The 22472-nt window shown below is 57.3% G+C and carries 19 protein-coding genes; 13 read left to right on the plus strand and 6 right to left on the minus strand.

Features of this window, described 5'->3' with window-relative positions; all coding sequences use genetic code 11:
• From tsaE to FB555_RS10070, 6 genes are all read left to right on the plus strand, one after another.
• A partial coding sequence (gene tsaE, locus FB555_RS10045) for a tRNA (adenosine(37)-N6)-threonylcarbamoyltransferase complex ATPase subunit type 1 TsaE (protein WP_182485351.1) occupies positions 1-362 on the plus strand: 362 nt, incomplete at its 5' end.
• Positions 301-1002, plus strand: a complete 702-nt coding sequence (gene tsaB / locus FB555_RS10050) for a tRNA (adenosine(37)-N6)-threonylcarbamoyltransferase complex dimerization subunit type 1 TsaB (protein ID WP_220475962.1) — start codon at positions 301-303, stop codon at positions 1000-1002. The genes tsaE and tsaB, both read left to right, overlap by 62 nt.
• A complete protein-coding gene (rimI, locus tag FB555_RS10055) occupies positions 999-1535 on the plus strand; it encodes a ribosomal protein S18-alanine N-acetyltransferase (RefSeq protein ID WP_182485352.1) in 537 nt (178 codons plus the stop codon). Before tsaB ends, rimI begins: the two co-directional genes overlap by 4 nt.
• Positions 1532-2608 carry a tRNA (adenosine(37)-N6)-threonylcarbamoyltransferase complex transferase subunit TsaD gene (gene tsaD / locus FB555_RS10060; RefSeq protein ID WP_343046456.1) on the plus strand — a complete coding sequence of 359 codons (1077 nt, stop codon included), beginning with the start codon at positions 1532-1534 and terminating at the stop codon, positions 2606-2608. Before rimI ends, tsaD begins: the two co-directional genes overlap by 4 nt.
• Before the next feature lie 83 nt (positions 2609-2691).
• Positions 2692-2988: a DUF4190 domain-containing protein gene (locus FB555_RS10065; RefSeq protein ID WP_182485353.1), complete on the plus strand. Its 297-nt coding sequence runs from the start codon at positions 2692-2694 to the stop codon at positions 2986-2988.
• 208 nt (positions 2989-3196) lie between these two features.
• Positions 3197-5227, plus strand: a complete 2031-nt coding sequence (locus FB555_RS10070; RefSeq protein WP_343046457.1) for a sensor domain-containing protein — start codon at positions 3197-3199, stop codon at positions 5225-5227.
• Between the two features lie 35 nt (positions 5228-5262).
• Here the strand turns inward: FB555_RS10070 and FB555_RS10075 are convergent, their stop codons facing one another.
• Entirely contained in the window at positions 5263-7017 is a 1755-nt protein-coding gene (locus tag FB555_RS10075) for a sensor domain-containing diguanylate cyclase (RefSeq protein ID WP_182485355.1), read from the minus strand.
• 280 nt (positions 7018-7297) lie between these two features.
• On the opposite strand from FB555_RS10075, the gene FB555_RS10080 reads away from it, so the two are divergent.
• From FB555_RS10080 to FB555_RS10090, 3 genes are read left to right on the plus strand one after another with little or no spacing between them, the layout of a single operon-like run.
• Positions 7298-9352 carry a hypothetical protein gene (locus FB555_RS10080; RefSeq protein WP_182485356.1) on the plus strand — a complete coding sequence of 685 codons (2055 nt, stop codon included), beginning with the start codon at positions 7298-7300 and terminating at the stop codon, positions 9350-9352.
• Between the two features lie 4 nt (positions 9353-9356).
• Positions 9357-11039, plus strand: a complete 1683-nt coding sequence (locus FB555_RS10085; protein ID WP_182485357.1) for a glycosyltransferase family 39 protein — start codon at positions 9357-9359, stop codon at positions 11037-11039.
• Positions 11039-12982 (plus strand): glycosyltransferase, encoded by a 1944-nt coding sequence (locus FB555_RS10090; protein ID WP_182485358.1) that lies wholly within the window; start codon positions 11039-11041, stop codon positions 12980-12982. The genes FB555_RS10085 and FB555_RS10090 overlap by 1 nt, the downstream gene beginning before the upstream one ends.
• Positions 12983-13000: 18 nt before the next feature.
• On the opposite strand, the gene FB555_RS10095 is transcribed toward FB555_RS10090, so the two are convergent.
• Entirely contained in the window at positions 13001-14230 is a 1230-nt protein-coding gene (locus FB555_RS10095; protein WP_182485404.1) for a THUMP-like domain-containing protein, read from the minus strand.
• A 174-nt stretch (positions 14231-14404) separates the two neighbouring features.
• On the opposite strand from FB555_RS10095, the gene groES reads away from it, so the two are divergent.
• From groES to FB555_RS10115, 4 genes are all read left to right on the plus strand, one after another.
• Entirely contained in the window at positions 14405-14701 is a 297-nt protein-coding gene (groES, locus tag FB555_RS10100) for a co-chaperone GroES (protein ID WP_182485359.1), read from the plus strand.
• 96 nt (positions 14702-14797) lie between these two features.
• A complete protein-coding gene (rarD, locus tag FB555_RS10105; protein ID WP_182485360.1) occupies positions 14798-15739 on the plus strand; it encodes an EamA family transporter RarD in 942 nt (313 codons plus the stop codon).
• An 81-nt stretch (positions 15740-15820) separates the two neighbouring features.
• Positions 15821-16627 carry an ABC transporter substrate-binding protein gene (locus FB555_RS10110; RefSeq protein ID WP_182485361.1) on the plus strand — a complete coding sequence of 269 codons (807 nt, stop codon included), beginning with the start codon at positions 15821-15823 and terminating at the stop codon, positions 16625-16627.
• A 188-nt stretch (positions 16628-16815) separates the two neighbouring features.
• Positions 16816-18135: an ABC transporter substrate-binding protein gene (locus FB555_RS10115; protein WP_182485362.1), complete on the plus strand. Its 1320-nt coding sequence runs from the start codon at positions 16816-16818 to the stop codon at positions 18133-18135.
• A 94-nt stretch (positions 18136-18229) separates the two neighbouring features.
• Here FB555_RS10115 and FB555_RS10120 read toward each other — a convergent pair whose 3' ends face one another.
• The 4 genes from FB555_RS10120 to FB555_RS10135 are packed head-to-tail and all read right to left on the minus strand — an operon-like array spanning position 18230 to position 22317.
• A complete protein-coding gene (locus FB555_RS10120) occupies positions 18230-19027 on the minus strand; it encodes an ABC transporter ATP-binding protein (protein ID WP_182485363.1) in 798 nt (265 codons plus the stop codon).
• Entirely contained in the window at positions 19024-19992 is a 969-nt protein-coding gene (locus tag FB555_RS10125; RefSeq protein ID WP_182485364.1) for an ABC transporter ATP-binding protein, read from the minus strand. The genes FB555_RS10120 and FB555_RS10125 overlap by 4 nt, the downstream gene beginning before the upstream one ends.
• Positions 19985-20971 (minus strand): branched-chain amino acid ABC transporter permease, encoded by a 987-nt coding sequence (locus tag FB555_RS10130; RefSeq protein ID WP_182485365.1) that lies wholly within the window; start codon positions 20969-20971, stop codon positions 19985-19987. The genes FB555_RS10125 and FB555_RS10130 overlap by 8 nt, the downstream gene beginning before the upstream one ends.
• 11 nt (positions 20972-20982) lie before the next feature.
• The gene (locus tag FB555_RS10135; protein WP_343046458.1) at positions 20983-22317 is read right to left on the minus strand and encodes a branched-chain amino acid ABC transporter permease; all 1335 of its coding nucleotides are present in this window, start codon (positions 22315-22317) and stop codon (positions 20983-20985) included.
• Between the last annotated feature and the right edge of the window lie 155 nt (positions 22318-22472).

Consider the following 22472-nt stretch of genomic DNA (forward strand, 5'->3'; position numbering starts at 1 on the left):
GTGCGGGCAAAACGACACTGACGCGCGGTATCGGCGAGGGGTTGGGGGTGCGCGGCCCGGTGACAAGTCCCACTTTCGTTCTCGCCCGAACGCATCCCAGCCTCACGGAGGGCCCGCCACTGGTGCATGTGGACGCCTACCGTCTTGCCTCAGCGCTCGAACTTGATGACTTAGATATCGATTTCTCCCACTCCGTGGTCGTTGTGGAGTGGGGTGCTGGCATGCTGGATGGTGTCACCGAGTCGTGGCTGGAGGTTCACATTGTTCGGCCCGAGGGCGGCTCTGAGAATGATCTCGACGATGATCTTGTTGAACCCCGCACCGTCTCAATTGAGGGCCACGGGCCTCGCTGGCGCGCGTAGTCTTGATTTCGTGATTCTGGCTATCGATACTTCCGCAGGCACGAGTGTTGCGCTCGTTGAGAATGGCCGCATTCTTGCTGAACACAGCGTCATCGATACTATGCGCCACGCCGAAGTTGTGGGCGCCCTCATTCTTGAGTGCCTGACGTCTGCTGACATTTTGGCTACTGATGTGACGGCCGTCGTCGCAGGTATGGGGCCCGGTCCCTTTACAGGACTCCGTGTGGGAATCGCCGCTGCCGAAGCGTTTTCGGTGGGTGCCAACATTACCCTCCTGCCGATGGTCAGTCACGACGGGATTGCCACCGCCCATTATGCGGGCGGTGCGCGCGGTCCGATAACGGTGGTGACGGATGCGCGCCGCCGCGAGCTCTATTGGAGCACGTATTCCGGTCTGAACGCGCACGAGCTTCCCCAACGCATTTCGGGCCCCAACCTCGCAAAGCAGGCCGAAGTTCCGGCCGAGGTGCTGGGTCTTACCCCGTTCATTCTGGAAGCGACCGAGGTATCGGCTGGCGCTTTGGCGATCACCGCCGAACGCATGGCGACGGCAGGGGAGCCTTTTGGGACATTTCGGGCGCTGTATTTGCGCTCGCCGGATGTCACTCTCTCTAAGGGGCCAAAGCGGGTCGTGCAATGAGTGGCACGCCACGGTTGAGACCGGCAACCGCCGATGATCTGGTTGCCATTATGGCGCTGGAAACGAGTGTTTTTGGGGCAGAGGCCTGGTCGGAAGATGCAATGCGCCGAGACATGCAAGACGCCAATTGCCTGTACATCGTGGCCGAGCGGCCACGTGTGGAGTCCGGTAAGGAGGCTGGTGGGGCCTTCCAATTCTTGGGCTATGCGGGGCTCCTGTGTCCCTCCGGCTCAGGTGACGGCGACATTCAAACCATCGCCGTTGCAACCGAAGCACGCGGGCTGGGGTTGGGGCGTGCGCTCATGCTGGTGTTGTTGCAGCGCGCCGAGGAACGCCTCGCCGAGCGGCTATTTCTTGAGGTGCGTGCCGACAATGATGTCGCACGAGCGCTGTATGAGAGCTTGGGATTTGAGGAAATTGCGGTGCGTCCTCACTACTACCAGCCCGAGGGAATCGATGCGATTGTGATGCGGCGTGAAAAGACATCGCAGCGAAAGCACGGCCCCAGCGTTGGTCGGGAAGTTCTCTCGTGAGCCGCGCCACGCACATCCTGAATCGCGAGGCACCCCTTGTGCTCGGCATTGAGACCAGCTGTGACGAAACCGGTATCGGTATTGTGCGCGGGCGGAAGTTACTTGCTAACGTCATTTCCTCGTCGATGGACGAGCATGCGCGCTATGGCGGTGTCGTTCCCGAGGTTGCTGCTCGTGCACATGTGGAGGCTATCACCCCCGCTATTCGCCAGGCGGTCGCCGAGGCCGGCATCCGGCTCAGTGACCTGGATGCCGTTGCGGTCACCTGCGGACCGGGACTTGCCGGTGCACTCATGGTCGGGGTTGCGGCAGCCAAAGCGCTCGCAATCTCTCTCGACAAACCTCTCTTTGCGGTGAACCATCTCGTCGGTCATGTGGGTGCAGATGTGTTGGGCGAGGAGGGGCCGTTGGAGTACCCCACGATTGCACTCCTGGTGTCGGGGGGGCACACCTCGCTGCTTTTGGTTCGTGATCTTGTCTCCGATGTGGAGCTTCTTGGCGAAACTATTGATGATGCTGCGGGGGAGGCTTTTGACAAGGTGGCTCGTGTGCTCGGCATGCCGTATCCAGGAGGTCCGCACATTGATCGACTCGCTGCTACGGGTTCGCCTACCGCTATTCGTTTTCCCCGGGGTCTGAGCCAGCCCAAAGACATGGCAGCCCACCGTTACGACTTCTCGTTTTCTGGGCTTAAAACTTCGGTCGCGCGGTGGGTAGAAATTCGTCGCGATGCCGGCGAAGAGATTCCCCTCGGCGATGTTGCCGCAAGTTTTCGCGAAGCCGTAGCCGACGTGCTCCTCACCAAGGCCATTGCTGCGTGCAGCGACTTCAACGTGCCCCGCCTCTTGCTTGGTGGTGGTGTCGTGGCAAATGCTCGTATTCGAGAACTGGCAGGCCAAAAATGTGCGGATGCTGGAGTGACGCTGCGTGTTCCACCGCTCGCGTTGTGCACCGACAACGGGGCCATGATTGCCGCGCTTGCCGCGGAGCTCATTATGGCGGGGGCACAGCCGTCGGGCATGGACTTCGGGGCGGACTCCACGCTGCCCGTCACGACGATTCAGATTCTCTGAAAAAGATTTTGTTGTAGCACGTGCAGAATCTATTATTCTCAGTACATGGAGTAGTCGTTAGTTCACACAATGGGAGAAATGCTATGTCTGAAAACAACACCGCACAACCGGTCTACGTAGTTCCTCCCGCCGGCGCCAAGACCAACATGTTGGCTATTGTCTCACTGGTCACGTCGATTATTGGTTTGGGCATCGTTGGAATCATTACGGGTCACCTGGGGCTGAGTCAGATTAGGAAGACGGGTGAACAGGGCAGCGCCCTGGCCATAGCTGGACTTATTATCGGCTACCTAGAGGTTATCGCGGTCGTCATCTTCATAATTATTTTCTTTGTCATGTTCGCCATCGCGGGTAACCACAGTTACAGGATGAGCTATTAATCCTGAATTCCGTGGAGGAGGATGCGGACAGAAAATAACCGTCATCATAGGGTTTCGTAGTGAGTGATGGTAAAATTTCTTTCGCGAGCACCTAGGTTGGTGCTCCGAGAAAGTTTTTGTGGTGACTGATGGTGCGCATTGAGACACGATTGATGTGCTGGGGGCGCACAAGCAGTTGATAGACGCACAGAGTGAGTCTCTCAAATCCGTGTCGGTTGCCATGATTCTCACGAACACCGATCGCAAAATTGTCTTGGTCAACGACTTAGCAGAGTTGCTCTTTGGTTATTCCCGGGCAGAGTTACTCGGCCGGCGCATTGGTGTGCTCATGCCAGAACGTGACGGGGTCGCGGAAGCTGAGTCTACTTCTGGGTGCACGGTGGAAATGGTGGAGACAAAGGGGCGTCTGAAGAACGGGGCAACGATTGATATTTCCCTCAGCGTGTCACTTGTCTACGATGCCGATGGGGTAAAATATGGCATCTCCTACATCGTCCGGGATATCGATACCACCTCGCATGTGACCGATCACCATCTGTTTGAGACGCAGCGCCGAGAAGCCGAGACGAATTTCCAGCTCAGTTTCGATATGTCGCTGATTGGCATGGGAATGGTCGATCTCGACGGCCGGTTTCAGCGAGTTAACCTGACCTTGTGCGAGATTTTCGGGCGCACGGAGAATGAGCTTTTAGGTAAGCGCGCCCGGGACTTTTTCCCTCCGGAGGACGCGAGGAGCGGACCTCGCTCATCCGCTCATCCGCGATCCGGTGTGGCGGTAACGGTTCCTGTTGAACGGCGGTATTTGCGGCCGGATGGTGGCGTGATTTGGGCGCAAGAGATTATATCGTCCGCGACTATCGTTGACGGAGGGCACAGATATTCGCTGCTGCAACTGCAAGATATTACCTCCCGTAAGCAGGCCGAGGAGTCTCTGAGTTATCAACTTTTCCACGACACACTGACAGGCCTAGGCAACCGATTACTGCTGAGAGAGACCCTCGAGCGCGCCCTCGCCAACGCGAGAGAATCTGGTCGCCAGGTGGGCGTGCTTTTTTTGGATACCGATCAGTTCACGTTGGTCAATGACGGGCTAGGGCACTCAGCTGGTGACCAACTGCTGGTGCAGTTAGCTAGGCGTTTGCAAGCCATGGTAAGGCCCACTGACACGGTGGCACGATTTAGCGGCGACGAATTCGTGATCGTCTGCGAGGACACGACTGTGGAGAGCGTCGATCGGTTGGTTAAGCGAATATTGGCTTCGGGTAAAGAACCGTTCCCTATTGGTGGACATGAAGTGTTTGCCACCATGAGCGTAGGCATCATCATCACCAACGGAGACGAGGACGCGGGTTGCGTGCTTCGCAACGCGGATACCGCGATGTACCATGCGAAACATGACGGCGGCGGCCGAGCGATAGTGTTCCGCCAGGAGATGCACAGCACGGCCTCGAGTCGGCTCGACCTTGAATCCCAACTGAGGCGTGCCTTAGACAACCGTGAGTTGCGTGTTTATTATCAGCCCGTTGTGGATATATGGACCGAGGACGTCGTTGGCTTCGAGGCGCTCGTACGCTGGGACCACCCAGAACGCGGATTAATTTTGCCTCTCGAGTTCATCCCGGTCGCCGAAGAAACTGGGATGATCATTCCCATCGGCGAATGGGTGTTACGTCAGGCACTTACCCAAGCGCAACGGTGGCGCACCGAGGCACCCCGGGCTCTGAACCCGTGGATTGCCGTGAACGTGTCGACGCTCCAATTGCGGGACGCCAATTTTGTCGGGATGGTCGCCGATGTCCTTATGCAGACCGGGTTTGACCCGACGGCATTACACCTCGAAATCACGGAAACCGGTCTCATGAACGACATCGGGGCAAACCTGAAAACACTGCATGCGCTCCGCACGCTCGGAGTGCAGTTGTCTATTGATGATTTCGGTACGGGGCAATCTTCACTCAGCTACCTGAGCCTCTTGCCGGTGCAAACGCTCAAGATTGGCTGCTGCTTTATCGCGGGCTTGGGCGGGGAAGATCCGCATGCATCACCGATTGCTGATGTGATCGTCAGCGTGGGTCGCGCGTTGAAACTGACCGTCATTGCGGAGGGGGTGGAAACCATGGAACAGTTGCAGGAGCTGCGACGGATCGGATCCCCTCTCGGGCAGGGATTCCTGTGGTCGCAGCCGCTCCCTTCGGAAAAGATCCTCGAGTGGTTAGGCACGCGACTACCCCGAGAATGATTTACTGACGTAATCGGCTGATTTTGAGCGCCGCTCTAACCCAATCCACCCGCTCCCTGTAATGAACTGCGCTCTCGGCCTTTTGCGAGGTACATCGCCCGGTCCGCATCGCCTAGAAGTGATTCAACGTCATCTTGGCCAGCACCGAAAACGACACCAATGCTTGCACCGACAGACGCGATTTGGTTGCCGATGATGATTGGCTCGACAATGACCTTCCGAAGATTATCTGCAATCTCGAGAACGTCTTTTCTGCTTCTGATATCAGGGCAGACTACAACGAATTCGTCTCCTCCAACGCGGGCCACGGTATCTGACGCCCGGACGCCAAGGCCCAGTCGAACTGCTATCTCGGACAAGACCGCGTCGCCCGCAGGGTGGCCAAGACTGTCATTGACGATCTTGAAGCGGTCAAGGTCAATGAAAAGCACACCGACGCCTAGATCGTGACGTGCAGCCTGCAGGAGAGCCTGCTTGAGCCGGTCTAGGAGCAGAATACGGTTGGGTAGATTCGTGAGAGAGTCGTGAAATGCGAGGTGTTTCAAGCGGGCCTCGGCCGCACGCAACGCGGTGATATCGGTGACAGTGGCGAGATATCCGCTGACCTGCTCGGTATCTCTGATTGGAGCTGTGCTGACCTGTACCCAGTTCACGTGCCCCTCTGGGGTGAGAAAACGGAGCGTGGTTTCGTGGCCCTCTCCGGTGGAGAGAACCGATTTCCATTCCGCGAGCACTCGGTCTGCATCGTCGGGGTGTAAAGCCGTAGCCCAGCCGTCACCGAGAGACTCTTGCCAAGTGAGTCCGCTCAGACTTAGCCACTGGTCGTTAGCAGTGACAAGTCCCCCCTCAACATTAAGCTGCACGATGCCGACCGGTGCAATTTGGATGACTGTACGAAACTTGTCGACGATTTCGGCAAGTTCCCGAGTGCGAGCCTCGACCGTAGTCTCGAGCGTGCTATTCGCCTCGGCTAGCGAAAATTGAATGCCATCACGTTGTCGATCGAGCTCGCGCAGCCCGACCGCCGCCCTCACGATGAGCCCGCAGCCCAGAACAGTCATGCTGAGCACCAAGATAGCCACACCAAAAGCAGTATCGAACCAGCCCTGACGTTGGGCCCACAAGATTAGCCAACCTAAGGCGAACGGCCCGAAGATAATGAATAGTATGCCCGGACGGAGAAGTTTTCCTGCGCTCTCACGGTTCTGGAGCAAACTGACCGGTCCAACTGATGGGTGCTGCAGCAGAAGTGACAGTGACAGTACCGTCACTCCGAGCGCGGAGTGCAGAGCCATGCTTACGAGACCACCTAGGGCGTATAGCGAGGAGACGTCGTAGGCGTAACCTTGCAACGCGATCTGACTTACGCAGAGGGCTGTGATGATGAGGCCGAGCATCAGCGTCGTCAGTTTGAGCCGGCTTGCCACCACCGAGGCCCCGAGCAGGAGCAGAGCCAGCGCTGTGGCCGGCGCCATCCGGGAAGTTTCTCCATCAAAGTTGATTCCCGGTATAAGTTCATCGATACCAGACGATAAACCAAAAATGTATTCGGTGAGGGTTACGGCGCCAATGGCGGCGACGGTCACGCCCAAGACGAATGGCAGAATGCGTCGACCGAGGGTGATTACCGCGACCGCGAGGAAGAGAAGCGCCAAGGCCGTAATAGGCTTCATTGAGAAGGCGCCAGGCCAGATCAGTGTCGGCAACGTGATTTTGTTGTACCAGCCAACGAGAATAACCAAGGCCATCGTTCCGACGAGTCCGGCTCCGATGCGACCGATTAGTTGCATGTGTTTCCCCCTGTTCCACCAGCCGGAAGCACCAACTAATTTCATAACATTACGTTAGCTTTTGGGTCGAACCATTGCAAGATTCTTGTATTCAACTCAGTGGAGACGTCTCGGCGTTGAAGAAGTAGTAACCCGAATCGTGGCGCGGCGTGGCCCGGTGCGGTGTGAAAGAGGGGTAAACACCGGTACAGTAACTTTGCTATACGCCACGATAATTTCATAGCCTACTTATAGTGGTGATATTTTCAAGTTAGTGTGGCTTTTTCATTCGGAATGGATAATGAGCCCTAAATTTGTCTCTCGGACACTTGCCCTCGCGGGACTCACCGCGCTACTCCTTGCCATCCCCCTTTCAGCAATAGCCGCCCCGATCGCCACGGCGGACGTCCTGACGGTGAATGCTCCAATGCTCTCTCTGCCCGATCCTGTCGCAGTCGTCGTCACTGCAGACAATGGTCCGATCTTCCTTACGGTTCCTGTTCCTGAGGGGCTTACCCCGGCCAACGTGACTGGATCGATAACGCCCGTTGTGTTGGGGGCAGGCAGCCTCCACGTCATTGTTGCGGGCCAAGTGGTGCAAAACCTTGATCCAAGCGTGCCCTCCATCCTTGATGTTCCCCTTGCCGGCGCGGAGATTGTCAACGGCACGGTCTCGGTGAGCTTGGAGTATTCCTCATTGCTGGCCAACAACAATTGGTGCCAGGTCACCAACCCCGCATCTGTTACCGTTTCAAATGTCGTACTTCAGGCAACGGGGAGCGCAACGATGCCAACAACTCTGGCAGATTTTTTCTCGCCAGCTGTCAACGCTGTGTCGGTTCAAATTTCGGATAATCCCTCCAGCGCGCTTAAACAGGCCGCTATTTCGGCCGTTGGGGCGCTCGCGTTTGGTCTCGGTTCCACCGTCAATCTGAGCGCTACAACGACGAGCAACACCTCGCACCGCGTCGCGCTGGATTCTGTGCGTGGCAGGATCGTCGTGCTCGACCCCAGTGGTGATGCCGTCACCACCACGATTTCGTCAGATGGTTCGGGTATCCCCGTTCTCACCATTGCGGGTCCGGAGGCGCAGCTGAGCGCCGCCAGTGCGGCTCTTGGTTCCGGTTACCTTGCCCTAGCCAACTCTGCCAGCACCACTGGTCTTGCTCAGACCGGATCAGTCACTTCGGTATTGTCTCCGACGCTCTTCGATCTTGGGGCAAGCGATCGAATTTCGCTGGGTGGTTACGGCCAGAGCGCCTCCTATACCGGGGTAAGCCAAAGTGCATTCGGTGGCCCCATTTCTGATGCAACACTGCACCTGGTTGGCACCCACACGGACATTCCTGACACAATACTTGCCACGACAAATGTGTATTGGAACGACTTCCTGATTGGATCGACAGTGCTCGGCCACGACGTGGCATTCGGGCTTGATCTTCCCATAGCGTCTACCCGCATGACAGCAGGTAATGGTCTTCGCATCGTGCTGAGTGCCGTGCCTCGCACGGGTGAATGTACTGGTTCAACCAACGTCATCCCTATCGAACTGTTCATCGACGCCAAGGCATCGACCATTGATGCAACTCGTGGACAGAGCATCAAACCCGGTTTCCAGCGTTTCCCCCAGGCGCTTGGAGGAGTGCTCCCTGTTGCCTTCGGGAACGGTATGACTCCAGCGAACGCTCTAGCCAGTGCGGGTGATATTGTCGCGTCTTTGCAACGCCAATCCAGAGTGCAGCTCAACGTGACCGTCGTCGCGGCAGCCGACTTCTTACAGTCTGCGCATTCGGGTTTGTTCGTGGGTGCAACATCGGACGATTCGAATGTTCTCGGCGCACCGCTTCGCTTCGATAGTTTCAGGGCTATTGACTCCCGTGCCGTTGAGTTTGGCGTTGGGACTACGGTGCCCTACGCGGCTCTTGAGGCGTTCGAGAACAGTGGTCGAAACGTGTTGATGTTGGGTGGATGGTCGCCAGATGGTACAGGGGCCGCTCTCCAGGATCTGCAAATCGACGCAGCACACTATGCGGTGAACGGCGATGCCGGGTGGACAGGGCTTTCGGGAGACCTCCTCATTGCGCAACCGACTCTCGCCAAACCGGTTTTTCTTGACAGCAACGCCATCGTGCCGCAGGCGAGCGTGACGGATGACTTTCGCGGCTATGCCATGTGGATCGGCATTCTGATCGCATTACTCGTGTCTGTCGGAGTGATCGGTTCGATTGTTCGCCGTCGCCGTCGCGCCAAAGTGAAGCATTATGTGGATGCGCAGGCTTTGGGTGTGGCAGAGCAAGCGCGCGCCGAGCAAATAAACATCGCCAAGGCAACGCACCAGAATTCAACGCTGGAGTAGCTCAGTGGTTGTCGTCCACACACAAGAGGCTCTTGAACCGGAACGAACAGGCTTGAACAACTGGTTACTCCAGCGTTGGGTCTCGCTGGGAGCGACCGCAGGGGGCCGTAAGGTTCCGGGAACTCTCGTCGTTGCGTGTGCTGCACTGGTCGTGGGTGTTATCGCGTGCGTGATCACCACCTCGTCTGGCATCAATCTTGCCTACTCTGATGCGCAGAGCCACCTCACCATCGCTCGTCGTATTTTCGACAGTAAGGCCCCCGGTTTCACCCAGTTGGGAACTGTCTGGTTACCAATACCGACGCTACTTCTGCTGCCCTTCGTGCAATCGCTGTGGCTGTGGCACACCGGCTGGGCGGCCTGCATTCTCGGGATTCTTTGCCTCATGGTTACGGTCGTTGGTGTGTATCGGATCGCCGCGCGGATCGGGCTGAACCGGGCGGGCAGAATCGTCAGTGTTCTCCTGATTCTGCTCAATCCGAGCATCCTGTATATATATACAACCGCTTCGACAGAGCCGGTGCTCATTGCCTGCATGATGGGATGCTTTGCCGGACTCGCTCGTTGGATCACCAGCAAACGCAACCTGAGTGCAGGGGAGCTGATGGTGTTCGGCGGAATTCCAGCGGCGGGTGCGACACTGTCCAGGTATGAGGGGTGGGTGCTAGTTGTTACGGGAACGCTGGTCGTCATGCTTGTCGGGTGGCGGCGCAAGAGATCGTTGAAATACAGCGTCAAGATGGGGGCGGCGTTTGCGGTGCTGCCGGCCTTGGCCATCGCTTGGTGGCTGGCCTATAATTTTGCGGTTTACTCCAATCCGCTCGAGTTCATGTTCGGGCAGTATTCGGCCTACAACCTGCAAAAGGCGACCGCCGATGCCGGGTTGCTCGCATATACGCATAACCTCGGACTGTCGTTGTGGACTTATAACTGGTCTGTCGTCGAAACAGCCGGACTCGTCACAGTCCTTCTCGGAGGTGCCGGGGCAATCGTGCTGGCGTGGCGTCGCGGCCTCTCGAACGAAGCGGTCATCGTCTGGCTGATGGGTGGAACTTACGGGTTCTTGTTGCTGAGTCTCTACTTGGGCCAGACCCATATGAATAATGATCACTCGTTTCCCAGCAACTGGTTTAACGGTCGTTTCGCCTTGGCGGTTATTCCGTGGTTGGCGGTTCTGGCAGCCGTCCTTGTCGATGCGCTACGGCGGGTTAAAGCAGTTGCCGCCGTTTCGCTTGCTGTCATTGGCGTTGCGATTTTCGGGCAGAGCCTGTGGTGGTCACAGGACCTCTCACGATCATCCGTCATTGCTGAAGCCCAAGGCTACGTGCGGTTCAAGTCCGAAAGTGGGGAAGCAGATGCGGCCGCGTTCCTGCGCGAGAACTACGAGGGAGGCGGGGTACTCATGGACGAATCGGCTGCAGGGAGCGCCCTCCTACCCGAGATCGGTATTCCCCTCGCCGACTACTACAATCGCTCAACCGGTGACCTGTTCGATCAGGCAATCGCTCGCCCTTCGACGCACGCCCAGTGGGTATTCGTTTCGGCAGCGGATGCCTCCGGACTCAATGAAGCAGGCGTCGCTGACCTCGTTTGGGAGGCCTTGCGGGAAAACCCAGCTTTCGCAACAGGCTATCGGTTGGCATTTTCAGAGGGTACATACAGAATCTTCGAGCGAGTGGGGTCGTAATGGTGGCACGTATCGATGCAGCACGTGTCGGTGAGATTTTGATTGACGCGGGACTCATTACAGACCAGCAGTTACGGGATGCTTTGCGCCTGCAACATTTAGAAGGTGGCCTGATCGGCCGACACCTCATCCTCCTGGGCGCCGTCAACCGCCGGGAAATGTACGACGCTCTGGCACAGCAATGGAATGCACCCCTCATCGACCTTGTGGCTGAACCACCCGAGGCCGGTTTACTCTCTGTGATCGGACCCGAACGCCTGATCGAGGCCGGTTGGGTGCCCTGGAAACGCGAAGGAGCCGGTGCAATCATCGCCACCACCGTGCCGCCAACCGAGCAATTTCGCGCGGATGCGGCGGAGTTGCTCGGGGTGCGTCACATTTCAGTGCGAACCACGACGGACTGGGATCTCAACCAGGCGGTGGAAGCGGCCTGTCGAACGACGCTGCTCTTCGGAGCATCTGAGGCCCTTGCTACGACGAGTAGCGATGAATCGGCCAAAGATGGCTTACGCCGTTGGCAGTTGGTCGTGCCGCTAACGATTGTGGCGAGCATTGTCGTCGGCCTTGTCGTCGATGCACCGACGACACTCATTTTTTTGCTTTCTGCCGCCAACCTGATCTTCGTGATGAATATCGGTTTTAAGGTATTGGCCGGGCTTCGGGCTCCGTTTAATGTGCGGGCTAAAGAGAAATGGAACGACGAAGTCGCGATCGAACGCGCGCAACGCGGCTTACCCGTGCTACCGCAGCGCACGCCCGACGACGAACTGCCCGTCTACACGATTTTGGTTCCAGCCTACAAAGAGGCCAACATCATCAATAAGCTTCTCGCGAACTTAGGGGTACTGGACTACCCCAAGTCGAAACTTGAGGTGCTCGTGTTGCTCGAAGCCGACGACATCGAAACGATTACTGCTGTGCGTTTAATACGTCCGCCTGAATACGTGCGCCTCGTTATCGTGCCCCCGGGCGACCCGCAAACCAAACCGCGCGCCTGCAACTACGGACTCAGTTTCGCGCGAGGTGAGTTCGTGGTCATATACGACGCGGAAGACCGTCCGAACTCGAGTCAGCTGCGCGACACGGTTGCGGCGTTTCGGCGTGATGAGTTTGAACGTGACAACGTGCACTCCGACCAGCGCGAGCTTGTCTGTCTCCAAGGCGCGCTGAACTACTTTAATGCCGACTACAACGTGCTGACACGGATGTTCGCGGTTGAGTATGCTCACTGGTTTGACGCGATGCTGCCAGGCCTTGATCGATCGCACCTGCCAATCCCACTCGGCGGGACCTCGAACCACTTCAAGACGAAAGTGCTCCGCAAACTCGGTGCGTGGGACCCCTACAACGTGACGGAAGACGCCGACCTCGGCCTGCGTGTTTCCGCCCACGGGTACCGTGTTGGCATGATCGAGGCCAGCACAGGCGAAGAGGCTTGCGCAGAAGTGCCGGCATGGATCCGGCAGCGCACCCGATGGATTAAGGGTTACATTATGACGGCCGCCGTCAACACGCGGCACCCAATTCGGTGGTTCAAGGTCAACGGATTCTTCGGTGCGCTCAGCCTCGTGGCACTCATTATCGGCACTCCGCTGGCATTTATGTTGTATCCACTCGTCCTCGGATTCACGGTAATCACGTACATTGGAGTGCGGTTCATCGGGTTGGACCTACCCGAGTGGCTGTTGGTCACTGGCATGATCAACATGCTGTTCTCTAACTCGCTAATGATCATCCTGTCGGGTCTTGCAGCGTACAAACGTTACAACTGGCGTATCGCAATGTTTGCGCTACTCAATCCGGTGTACTGGATTCTGCATTCGATAGCGGCTTGGCGCGCATTTTGGCAGATAGTGTTCAGCCCGCACCATTGGGAGAAGACGCCGCACGGGCTGACGGAGGAATACGAGGACTCGGCATTCGAGGGTAACTCAATCGCGTAGCCAGTATTGACTTCCTCGCTAAACCCGTTCGGCGAGGAGTGCTGTGCGCCGTTCACCAATGCGCGTCAAAATTAACGTTGCGCTGTGCGGGCCTTGCAGGCGGAGTTTCTTACGAAATTCTGCGGGGTCGATGTCGACACCACGTTTCTTAACCTCGAGCGTGCCAATCCCTCGCGTTCGCATCTCACGTGTCAGTGTTTTCACGTCGAGAGGAAACTCGTCGAGAATGCGAAAACCACGTGCGAATGGTGTGGATACGAGGATATCGCTCGTGAGATACGCAATGCGCTCGGAAAGCATGTGCGCGCCCATGATGCGGGCGAGGTCTCCGATGAGCCGTGCTCGAATGACAGATCCATCGGGCTCATAGAGAAAGTTACCGAGTACACCAGCTTCGACATCATCGCTGTCACCGGGAGCATTCATTTCATGTGTGCCTGTGTCATCCAACACGAGTGCCGAGCGCGTTATGCCAGGGCGGGCAACTGTGCCGAACCACAGCCCCAGCTCCACGACGCTTCCGTCGACTGAGACCCACTGGGCCTCGGCGTCGATTGGAATCAGGCCACGGTCAAACCCGGGGCCGAGCTTCACCCCCGCGGGATAACGTTCGGCCAATCCAAAAGCGAATTTTAGGCTCGGTGAGTAGTCTTCAGGGCGTGTCAATCGTTCGGTGTTCGAATGGCCGGATGTGCGCCGCGCCGGGTCCAAATAAATGCCGATGCGCGCGGCGGAGTGAGGGCCATTGCTGTTACCCTCAACGGCTAGTGCGGCGAGGTCGAACTCCTCGGCACGGGCGTGAACCACCGTAACGTTCTCAAAGATCGCTAAGTTGTAGGAGGCCAAAGCCGCTGTGACCTCGTCGGCCTCCACGGCCGTCACGGTAAGCCCCAAGCCAGCCATTGCCATGGCATCCGCGCCAATGCCACAACCGAGATCCGCGACGTGGGTAATGCCGGCACGGGAGAATCGGCCGGCATGCAGTGCAGCAACTCGCAAGCGGGTGGCTTGTTCGAGGCCGGCTTCGGTGAAGAGCATCCGCACAGCGAAATCGTCAAACTTTGCCGCGGCTTTGGAGCGCAGTTTGGCTTGTGTGAGGACCGCCGCCACGAGGGCGGAGGAGTGACCTGCACTGCGCAGGCCTGCCACGATACGAACAATGTCGCCTTTACTCGAATATTCGGGGAGCGAATCTAGTAGTCGCAGCCCGGACGGAGTCAGTAATTCACGTACTTCGCTTGTCTCCACGAGAGCAAACTTACCAAGGTGCGCTGTGGAGGGAGCGCCAGACGCGGAACAATTTGTTGCCACGTATTTCTAGCACTCACGTTGCGCGAGTGCTAGTTGGCGCCGTAGACTCGCAATTAGCACTCGCAGAGTTCGGGTGCCAATTCACTGTCTTAGCAAAGAAAGAGGTCAACCGTGTCGGTCGCCATCAAGCCGCTCGAAGATCGCATTGTCATCAAGCAGGTCGAGGCAGAGCAGACCACCGCGTCTGGTCTGGTTATCCCCGACACCGCTAAAGAGAAGCCTCAGGAGGGCGACGTTGTAGCTGTCGGCCCCGGTCGCATCGATGACAACGGCAATCGCGTTCCCCTTGACATCGCCGTTGGCGACAAGGTGATCTACTCCAAGTACGGCGGAACCGAAGTTAAGTATGCCGGCGAAGAGTACCTCGTACTCTCGGCTCGCGACGTTCTTGCGGTCGTCGTTCGATAACACGCATTTTCTCCTGATGGACCTCGGCTTCGGCTGGGGTCCATTTGCGTTGCGAGGGGCGTTTTGTGTTGTCGTTGTCGGGGTAGCATCGAGAGTGTGAGTCCCGCTAATTCCCACCAAAAACTTTCGCGCCCCGGGTTGCTTTATGCGTTTGGCGCCTACGGCATGTGGGGTTTGTTCCCGCTCTATTTTTTGGCGCTTCTCCCCGCAAGCCCGTTTGAAATTGTCTCGTATCGCATTATTTTCTCGCTCATTTTTTGCGCGCTCCTGCTGACAATCACGCGTGGATGGCGGCGATATGTTGTTCTGCTGCGTCAGCGTCGCATTCTGCTGACGATGGCACTGGCTGGCGTGCTGATTTACGCGAACTGGCAGATCTTTATTATTGCTGTTGTTTCTAACCAAGTACTCGAGTCGTCCCTCGGGTATTTCATCAACCCCATCTTCACGGTGGTCCTCGGGGTAACGATTCTCAAAGAGAAGCTGCGACCGCTGCAGTGGGTTGCGGTGGGCATCAGTTTCATTGCCGTTCTCGTGCTGACTTTTAGTTACGGAAAAGTGCCGTGGATTTCACTTGCCCTCGCGACGTCCTTTGGTCTTTATGGGTTGATCAAGAAACAGGTGGGACCGCGAGTAGACGCCATCAGTGGTTTGACCATGGAATCTATGTGGGTGTTGCCCATCGCCATCCTTCAGCTTGTTATTGTGGGCAACCTTGTTGGCCTGACCTTCGTGGGTTTTGGTGTCGGACACACCCTGCTCCTGATGAGCTCTGGAATTTTGACCGCGCTGCCCCTCCTCCTGTTTGCGGCAAGCGCCAAACGACTGCCCCTCACGGCCATTGGCCTCATTCAATATTCGACCCCAGTGGTGACCTTTCTGCTCGCGTTGTTTGTCTTGCATGAGGCCATGCCGAGTTCGCGCTGGGTCGGCTTCATTCTCATTTGGGTATCACTCTTGGTGCTCACCGTAGATATGTTGACGTCGGCTCGCACTGCCCGGCTAGCTCGGGCCGCCTACGGCGCCACGCTGAGCTAGTTCTTTGCGTGCCCTGCGATCAGCGCGGGTCGACCTCGGTATGGTGGATGTTGTCATAAATACACAACGGATGGGTGAGACATGTTGGTTTCTCGACTGGCGGGAATTTTTCTTGCGGGTGCTGTGATCGTCGCACTTGCTGGATGTTCGGGTGAAGCAATGATCACGCCGACGCCCTCGGCAACCCCGGTCGCACCTTCCGGTGACGGCGTCTTGCGCATCGGTGACATGACGCCCGTTTCTGGCCCACTCGCCGCTTTCGCGAAGGCACAAGCGGCGGGCGTTGAATTGGCGGTAAACGAGGTGAACGCGGCCGGTGGGTATAACAAGGTTCCTGTGGAGGTTTTGCACCGAGGCGCGGGTGACGGCGACGCTGCCGTAACGGATGCCAGTTTTGCCGATCTTTTGGCGCGCGGCGTCGACGTCATCATTGCCCCCGCATCCGCCAGTGTTTTGGCCCAACTTGCTCCGCTCGCACAGGCCGCAGGAATTGCCCTCGTTGCCCCTGCTTCCGCCGATAATGCACCCGCCGGGGCGGTGACGACCCCTGTCGTTCCCGATGACACGTTCGCCGTGCGCTTGCGCGTCTCTGACCCTGGTGTCGGCGAACTTTCCTACGGGATCGAGGCCTATGACCTCACCATCGCAGCCATTCTTGGCGCGACGCTTGCGAAAGATGACGGGGGCGCCTCCGTTTCGTACGGCCTTTCTCTCGTGACGGGGTCAGGTATCCAGTGTTCCAGTTATGGCATGTGCCTAGATGTCCTAACGACGCAGACCTCAATCGACTATGTGGGGCTTGCGGGGCAGATCAATTATTCTGACGCCACAGGCATGGTGTACTTCGGAAAGGCCATCGCGCCCACATCGACTCCCTCGGCAAAATAGTCCTACAACGGATTCCGTCGCCTTGAGGAAACCGCAGCGCCGAAAACGGAAGTCCTTGTGAATCTGCCTGATTTGTTACGCAGTTGTAACGCTAATTAGTTGTTTCACGAAACGTTCTCCTAATAGTTTGTACCTACTGAGAAGCACGCTTTCGGCGTGCTCCCACCACATTGAAACCAAGGAGTACCATGAGCGTAATTTCACGACGTTCTCGTGCACTCGGAGGATTTGCCGTATTGGCTTCGTCAGCACTTTTGCTGGCTGGCTGTGCGAGCGGATCCACTGGGACTGCAACCACCGCTGCAGCCGCTGCCTATAAGGCAATCGACTGCGCCGCTGGAGCCACGAGCGCTGACACCCTGAAGGTCGGCGGATTGCTTCCCGTCACAGGTTCTCTTTCCTTCCTCGGCCCGCCCGAGATTGCTGGCGTTGGCTTGGCCATCGCGGACATCAACGCCGCGGGTGGCGTTGGCGGAAAAGACGTCTGCTACTACGGCAAGGACTCTGGAGACAGCAGCGACATGGCCGTTTCGACGGCTTCCGCCCAGGACCTCATCAAGAACAACGTTTCTGTTGTCATTGGTGCGGCTTCGTCGAGCGTTTCGCTCAACGTGGTCGACTCTTTTACGGCCGCCAAGATTGTTGAAATCTCCGGCGCAAACACTTCGGCTAAGTTGAGCGGTTATTCGCCCTTCTACTTCCGTACTGCACCGCCAGACACGGTTCAGGGCTCGGCTCTTGGCCAGCTCGTAACCGGTGACGGCAATGCCAGTGTTGCCTTCATCGTCTTCAATGACTCTTACGGCACGGGCCTTCGTGACGCGACGCAGGCAGCAATTGAAACTGCCGGCGGAAAAGTCGTTTATGGCGGCAAAGGTATGGGGCAGGAGTTCCCTCCCGGGCAGACAACCTTCTCGTCTGAGGTAACCGCGGCTCTCGCCGCCAAGCCTGACGCCGTCGTCGTCGTTGCGTTCGACGAGACGAAGTCAATTGTTCCTGAAATGGTTAACCAAGGGTGGACCATGTCGAAGACCTACTTTACGGACGGCAACACCGCATCCTACGAGAAGGACTTCCAGGCAGGCACGCTCGCAGGTGCTCAGGGAACCATTCCTGGTGCCAGCCCCTCGTCGGACCTCAAGGTACGTCTTTCGGACTGGAACGTTGCGGTTCAGGGTGCGGCATTGACCGACTTCACTTACGCTGCTGAATCCTACGACGCCACCACGCTCGCAGCCCTCGCTGCGGTCAAGGGTGGCAAGACGGACCCTGTTACCATCCAGGCCAACATGGCTGCGGTATCAGGCGCGAACGGCGGCACCAAGTGTGCCACGTTCGCTGACTGTGTCGTTTTGATCAAGGACGGCAAGGACATCCAGTACCAAGGGCCCAGCTCCATCGGACCCTTCAATGCAAAGAACGACCCTTCGTCGGCGTTCATTGGTATCTACAAGTTCGATGCCAAGAACATTCCCGTCTGGGGATCGGCTGTAGAAGGTAAGTCCTAAGCACTGTCAGATCGCAGAGAAGAATGGCCCGGGAAAAAATTCCGGGCCATTCTTCTTATGTCTTTGTGTGGTTGTTTCGATGTCGCGGGGAAGCCTATTTGCCGTCTTCGACGTCTTTGGCCAAGGTTCCGAGGTAGAGCTCGATAACCTTGGGGTCGTCCGCCAGCTCGCGGCCTGTGCCCGTGTAGGCATCTGTTCCCTGATCGAGGACATATCCCCGGTCGCAAATCTGAAGGCAGCGCCGCGCGTTTTGCTCGACCATCACGATCGAAACTCCTGTTTTGTTGATGCGACGGGTCCTGAGAAAGGTTTCGTCCTGCCGAACGGGCGAAAGTCCGGCAGAGGGCTCATCGAGAAGCAAGACCGAAGGATCCATCATGAGTGCCCGTGCCATGGCCACAGATTGGCGTTCACCGCCGGAGAGGGACCCCGCTCGTTGATCGCTGCGGTCGGTGAGGAGGGGAAATATTTCAAAAATGGCGGCGAGGCGCTCCTTGAGCAGTTTGGGCCTCAAAAAGAGTCCCATCTGCAGGTTTTCCTCGATGGTCAAGCTGGGGAAAACGTTGTTGTTTTGAGGGACGTAGCCAACGCCCATTTGCACGAGCTTGTTAGCTTTCAACCCGGTGATGTCTTCGCCATGGAGTGTGACGTTACCCCCGCGAATCTTGACCAAGCCAAAGAGAGCTTTCAACAGCGTTGACTTGCCGGCACCGTTAGGGCCGATGATGCCGATGAGTTCCCCCGGGAACACGTCAATCGAGCATCCATTGAGAATGTTGATACCGGGCAAATAGCCTGCATCCAGATTCGTCGCCCGAAGGACAGGTTCCCGGCCAGCGGCGTCACGGGGAATAGCGGTGGCCGCATTCACGGCCGCTTCGTTGGCGCTCATGAGTGCGTCTCCTGGTCGATCTTGGGGTCTTTGGTGACTTTCTCGGGGGTCTGGCTGACACCTTCATCCAGGAGTGAATCATCACCCAAGTCGGTGTCGTGATGAGCTCCCAGGTAAGCGTCGATGACAGCCTTGTTGGACATCACGGTTTCTGCGGGGCCTTCGGCGACGATTTGCCCCTCGGCCATCACAATGACCCAGTCCGAGATGTGGCGGACCATGTGCATGTCGTGTTCGACGAAGAGCACCGTGGTGCCCTGATCGCGAAGCGCCTGAATGTGTCCTAGCAGTGACTGGGTCAACGCTGGGTTGACGCCGGCCATAGGCTCATCGAGCATGATCATGACGGGGTCGCTCATCAGCGCGCGAGCCATCTCCAGCAGTTTCTTTTGGCCACCAGAGAGACTTCCCGCAAGGTCGTCTTTTTTCTCCAAGAGTTTGAATCGCTCTAAAAGTTCGAGGGCCTTGTCGGTGTTGGCCTTCTCCTGCGCGATCCAGAGGGGTTTGATGAGGGCTACGAAAAAGTTCTCACCGGCCTGATCTTTGGCTCCGAGGAGCATGTTCTGCAAAACGCTCAGCTTAGACAGTGCTTTTGTCAGTTGGAACGTGCGAACCATGCCTAACTGGGCGACCTTGGAAGCACCGACGTTTCCCATGTTGCGGCCGTTGAACACCCACTTTGCCGCGAGGGCGCGAGACGGCCCACCGAACAGTTTGGGTGCCGACGAAGGTTTGTCGAAGCCCGTAATCAAGTTGAAGAACGTTGTTTTACCGGCACCATTGGGGCCGATCAGTGCCGTGATGACACCGCGCTGAACCTCAACGTGAGCCACATCGACCGCGGTCATGCCGCCGAAACGACGTGTGATGTTATCGACGGTGAGAATGGGGTCGGGTTTGCTCGAGCCAGGAACTGCTTCCACTTGGGCGAGTTGCGCACGCGAGTTGGTCGAGAGATCAGGCATTGAAGCTCAGCTCCTTCTTGTTGCCTAAGACCCCTTGAGGTCTGAAGATGACGAGCAACATGAGGGCAACACCAACCATGATCCACGAGAACTGTTCGGTCTGTTGCGAGTTCATGATGCTCGAGGGAATGAACAATCCGGCAAGCCCCTGAACAGCAATGCGGAGGGCAAAGAACAGTATCGATCCCAAGACGGGGCCAAAAATGGTCGCGGCGCCACCGAGGAGCAGTGCCGTCCAAATAAAGAACGTCATAGATCGTCCCATACTGTCGGGTTGCAGTGACGCGGGCAAAATGTAGAGCACGCCGCCCATCGCACCGAGAAAACCACCGAGAGCAAGGGATTGCAGCTTGAATGAGAAAACATTCTTGCCCAGGCTGCGAACCGCGTCTTCGTCTTCGCGAACTCCCCGAAGGACACGACCCCAGGGGCTTCGCATGAGGAGCCAAACGAACGTTGCGAAAATGGCGACGAGCGACCAGCCGACGATGCGGATCCACCATCCATTGACACCTGTGTTGTCGTAGGTGAACCACAGGATCGTTGTTTGACCGTCGGGAAATGGTGAGAGGCTGTTGAAAGGGTCACGGTAGCTGTTGCCAGTGATGCCGTTCGAGCCGCCCGTTAAGGCATTCAGCACGCTGGAGCGCCCTACCATTCGGATAATCTCCGCCGCTGAAATTGTGACAATCGCGAGGTAATCACCCCTGAGTTTCAACGTGGGAATACCCAGAATCAGAGCAAAAACGAGAGAAGCCGCGATGGCAACCAAGACGCTCAGCCAGAAAGGAAGGCCATTCATGACGCTGATGGCGAAGCCGTAGGCGCCAATGAGCATGAACCCGGCTTGCCCCATGTTGAGCAGTCCGGTGTAGCCGAAGTGCACGTTCAAGCCGATGGCGGCGATAGCGAAAGCGGCGGTCGCGGGTGACAATGCGATCGCGGACATGTCGTAGAGAATCTTCGTGATGCCGTCCATGATTTTCCTCCCTAACCGATTCGCTCTTTGCGGCCGAAAATGCCTTGAGGTCTAACTAACAGGAGCAAAATCAAGAGCACGAGCGCAGTCGCGTATTTGAAGTCACCGGGAAGGATCAAGTTGGTGAGCTCCACGGTCATACCAATGATGAGTGATCCGACGAGGGCGCCGAACGCCGTGCCGAGGCCACCCAGGGTCACGGCAGCAAACAAGAGCAGCAGAAGCTGCATGCCGGTCATCCAGTTGATGCCGTTGAGCACCAAGCCGAGCATGACCCCGGAAAGGCCAGCGAGGCCGGCCGCAATCGTCCAGACCAGACGAATGATGCGGTCTACGTCGATTCCGGAGGCGGCCGCCAGTGCGGGATTATCCGAGACCGCGCGCGTGGCCCGACCGGTTCGAGTTTTGAGAAGAAAAAGGCCCGTCAACGTCAATACAACGACCGAGACACCCATCGCGATTAACGATTGCACCGTGAGTGTGACCGGTCCAAAGTTCACGATTTCCGCGTTGTTTTGCAGAATGCGAACCGTTGACGCTCCAATGAAGTACTGGAACGTGTACTGCAAAGCGAGCGCCAGACCAATGGTCACAATAATCATTTGGTTCAAGCTAAGCCCCTTCTTGCGCAGAGGCTTCCAGAGAATCAGGTCTTGAAAGTATCCCGTTGCCGCTGTAATGGCCACGACGATAATCGTCGCAATGTAAATATTCAAGCCCATTACATTGGCGAAAACGTAGGCGAGGAGGCCGCCGAGGGTCACTTGCTCAGCGTGAGCGAAGTTACTCAAACCGGTCGTGCCGTAAATCAAGGACAGGCCTACGGCGGCAAGGGCTAGAAGGAGTCCGAGGCGAAGACCCGAAGCAGCCTGTTGGAGGAAACGATCCCACGTGACGGAGGTGGTCGTTGTTGTGGAACTCGTCATTTCCCCGCTGGCGTCGGTTGTCTGGGTTGAGAAAAGCACTCCGGCACGGGCACCGAGCGTCACGTCGCGAGACTGTGCTGCTTCACCCTTCATGGTGACAGACGAGGGAAGGGTCTTCGGGTCGAGCGTGATTGTGTACGTTCCGGCTACGGTAACGGCGGCATTCCAGCTTCCATCGGCCGTCGTTTTGACCGTTACCTTTTGGCCATTTCCTTCGACCAGAATGTCAATGCCAGCGGCGCCGTCGCGGATTGTTCCAAAGAAGCAAGCGGTAGACGCGTCCGCGACGCAGTCTGTCGCAGCGACGGCGGCTGATGAGCCCGACAGCACGGCCAGGCTCAGGATCAGAGTTGCCAGAAGGGTACCGAACGTCACTCGCACCCGGCGATGGGAAAAACTTTTTCGAGCGGTTGGGCTCACGACGGCACCTCCTGTGGTTTTTCCGAAGCAGGATTAAAACTCATGAAATCCCTTGATTCATCTCTGTCACTCGACAGTGAGTGACGCTACTGAATGTTTGTGTCTGAAATGTTTCTCTAGTGTACAAAAAGGCAGTCGCCGAACTCTACCTGTGG

It is taken from the genome of Alpinimonas psychrophila, from assembly GCF_014137865.1.
Taxonomy (GTDB): Bacteria; Actinomycetota; Actinomycetes; order Actinomycetales; family Microbacteriaceae; genus Alpinimonas; species Alpinimonas psychrophila.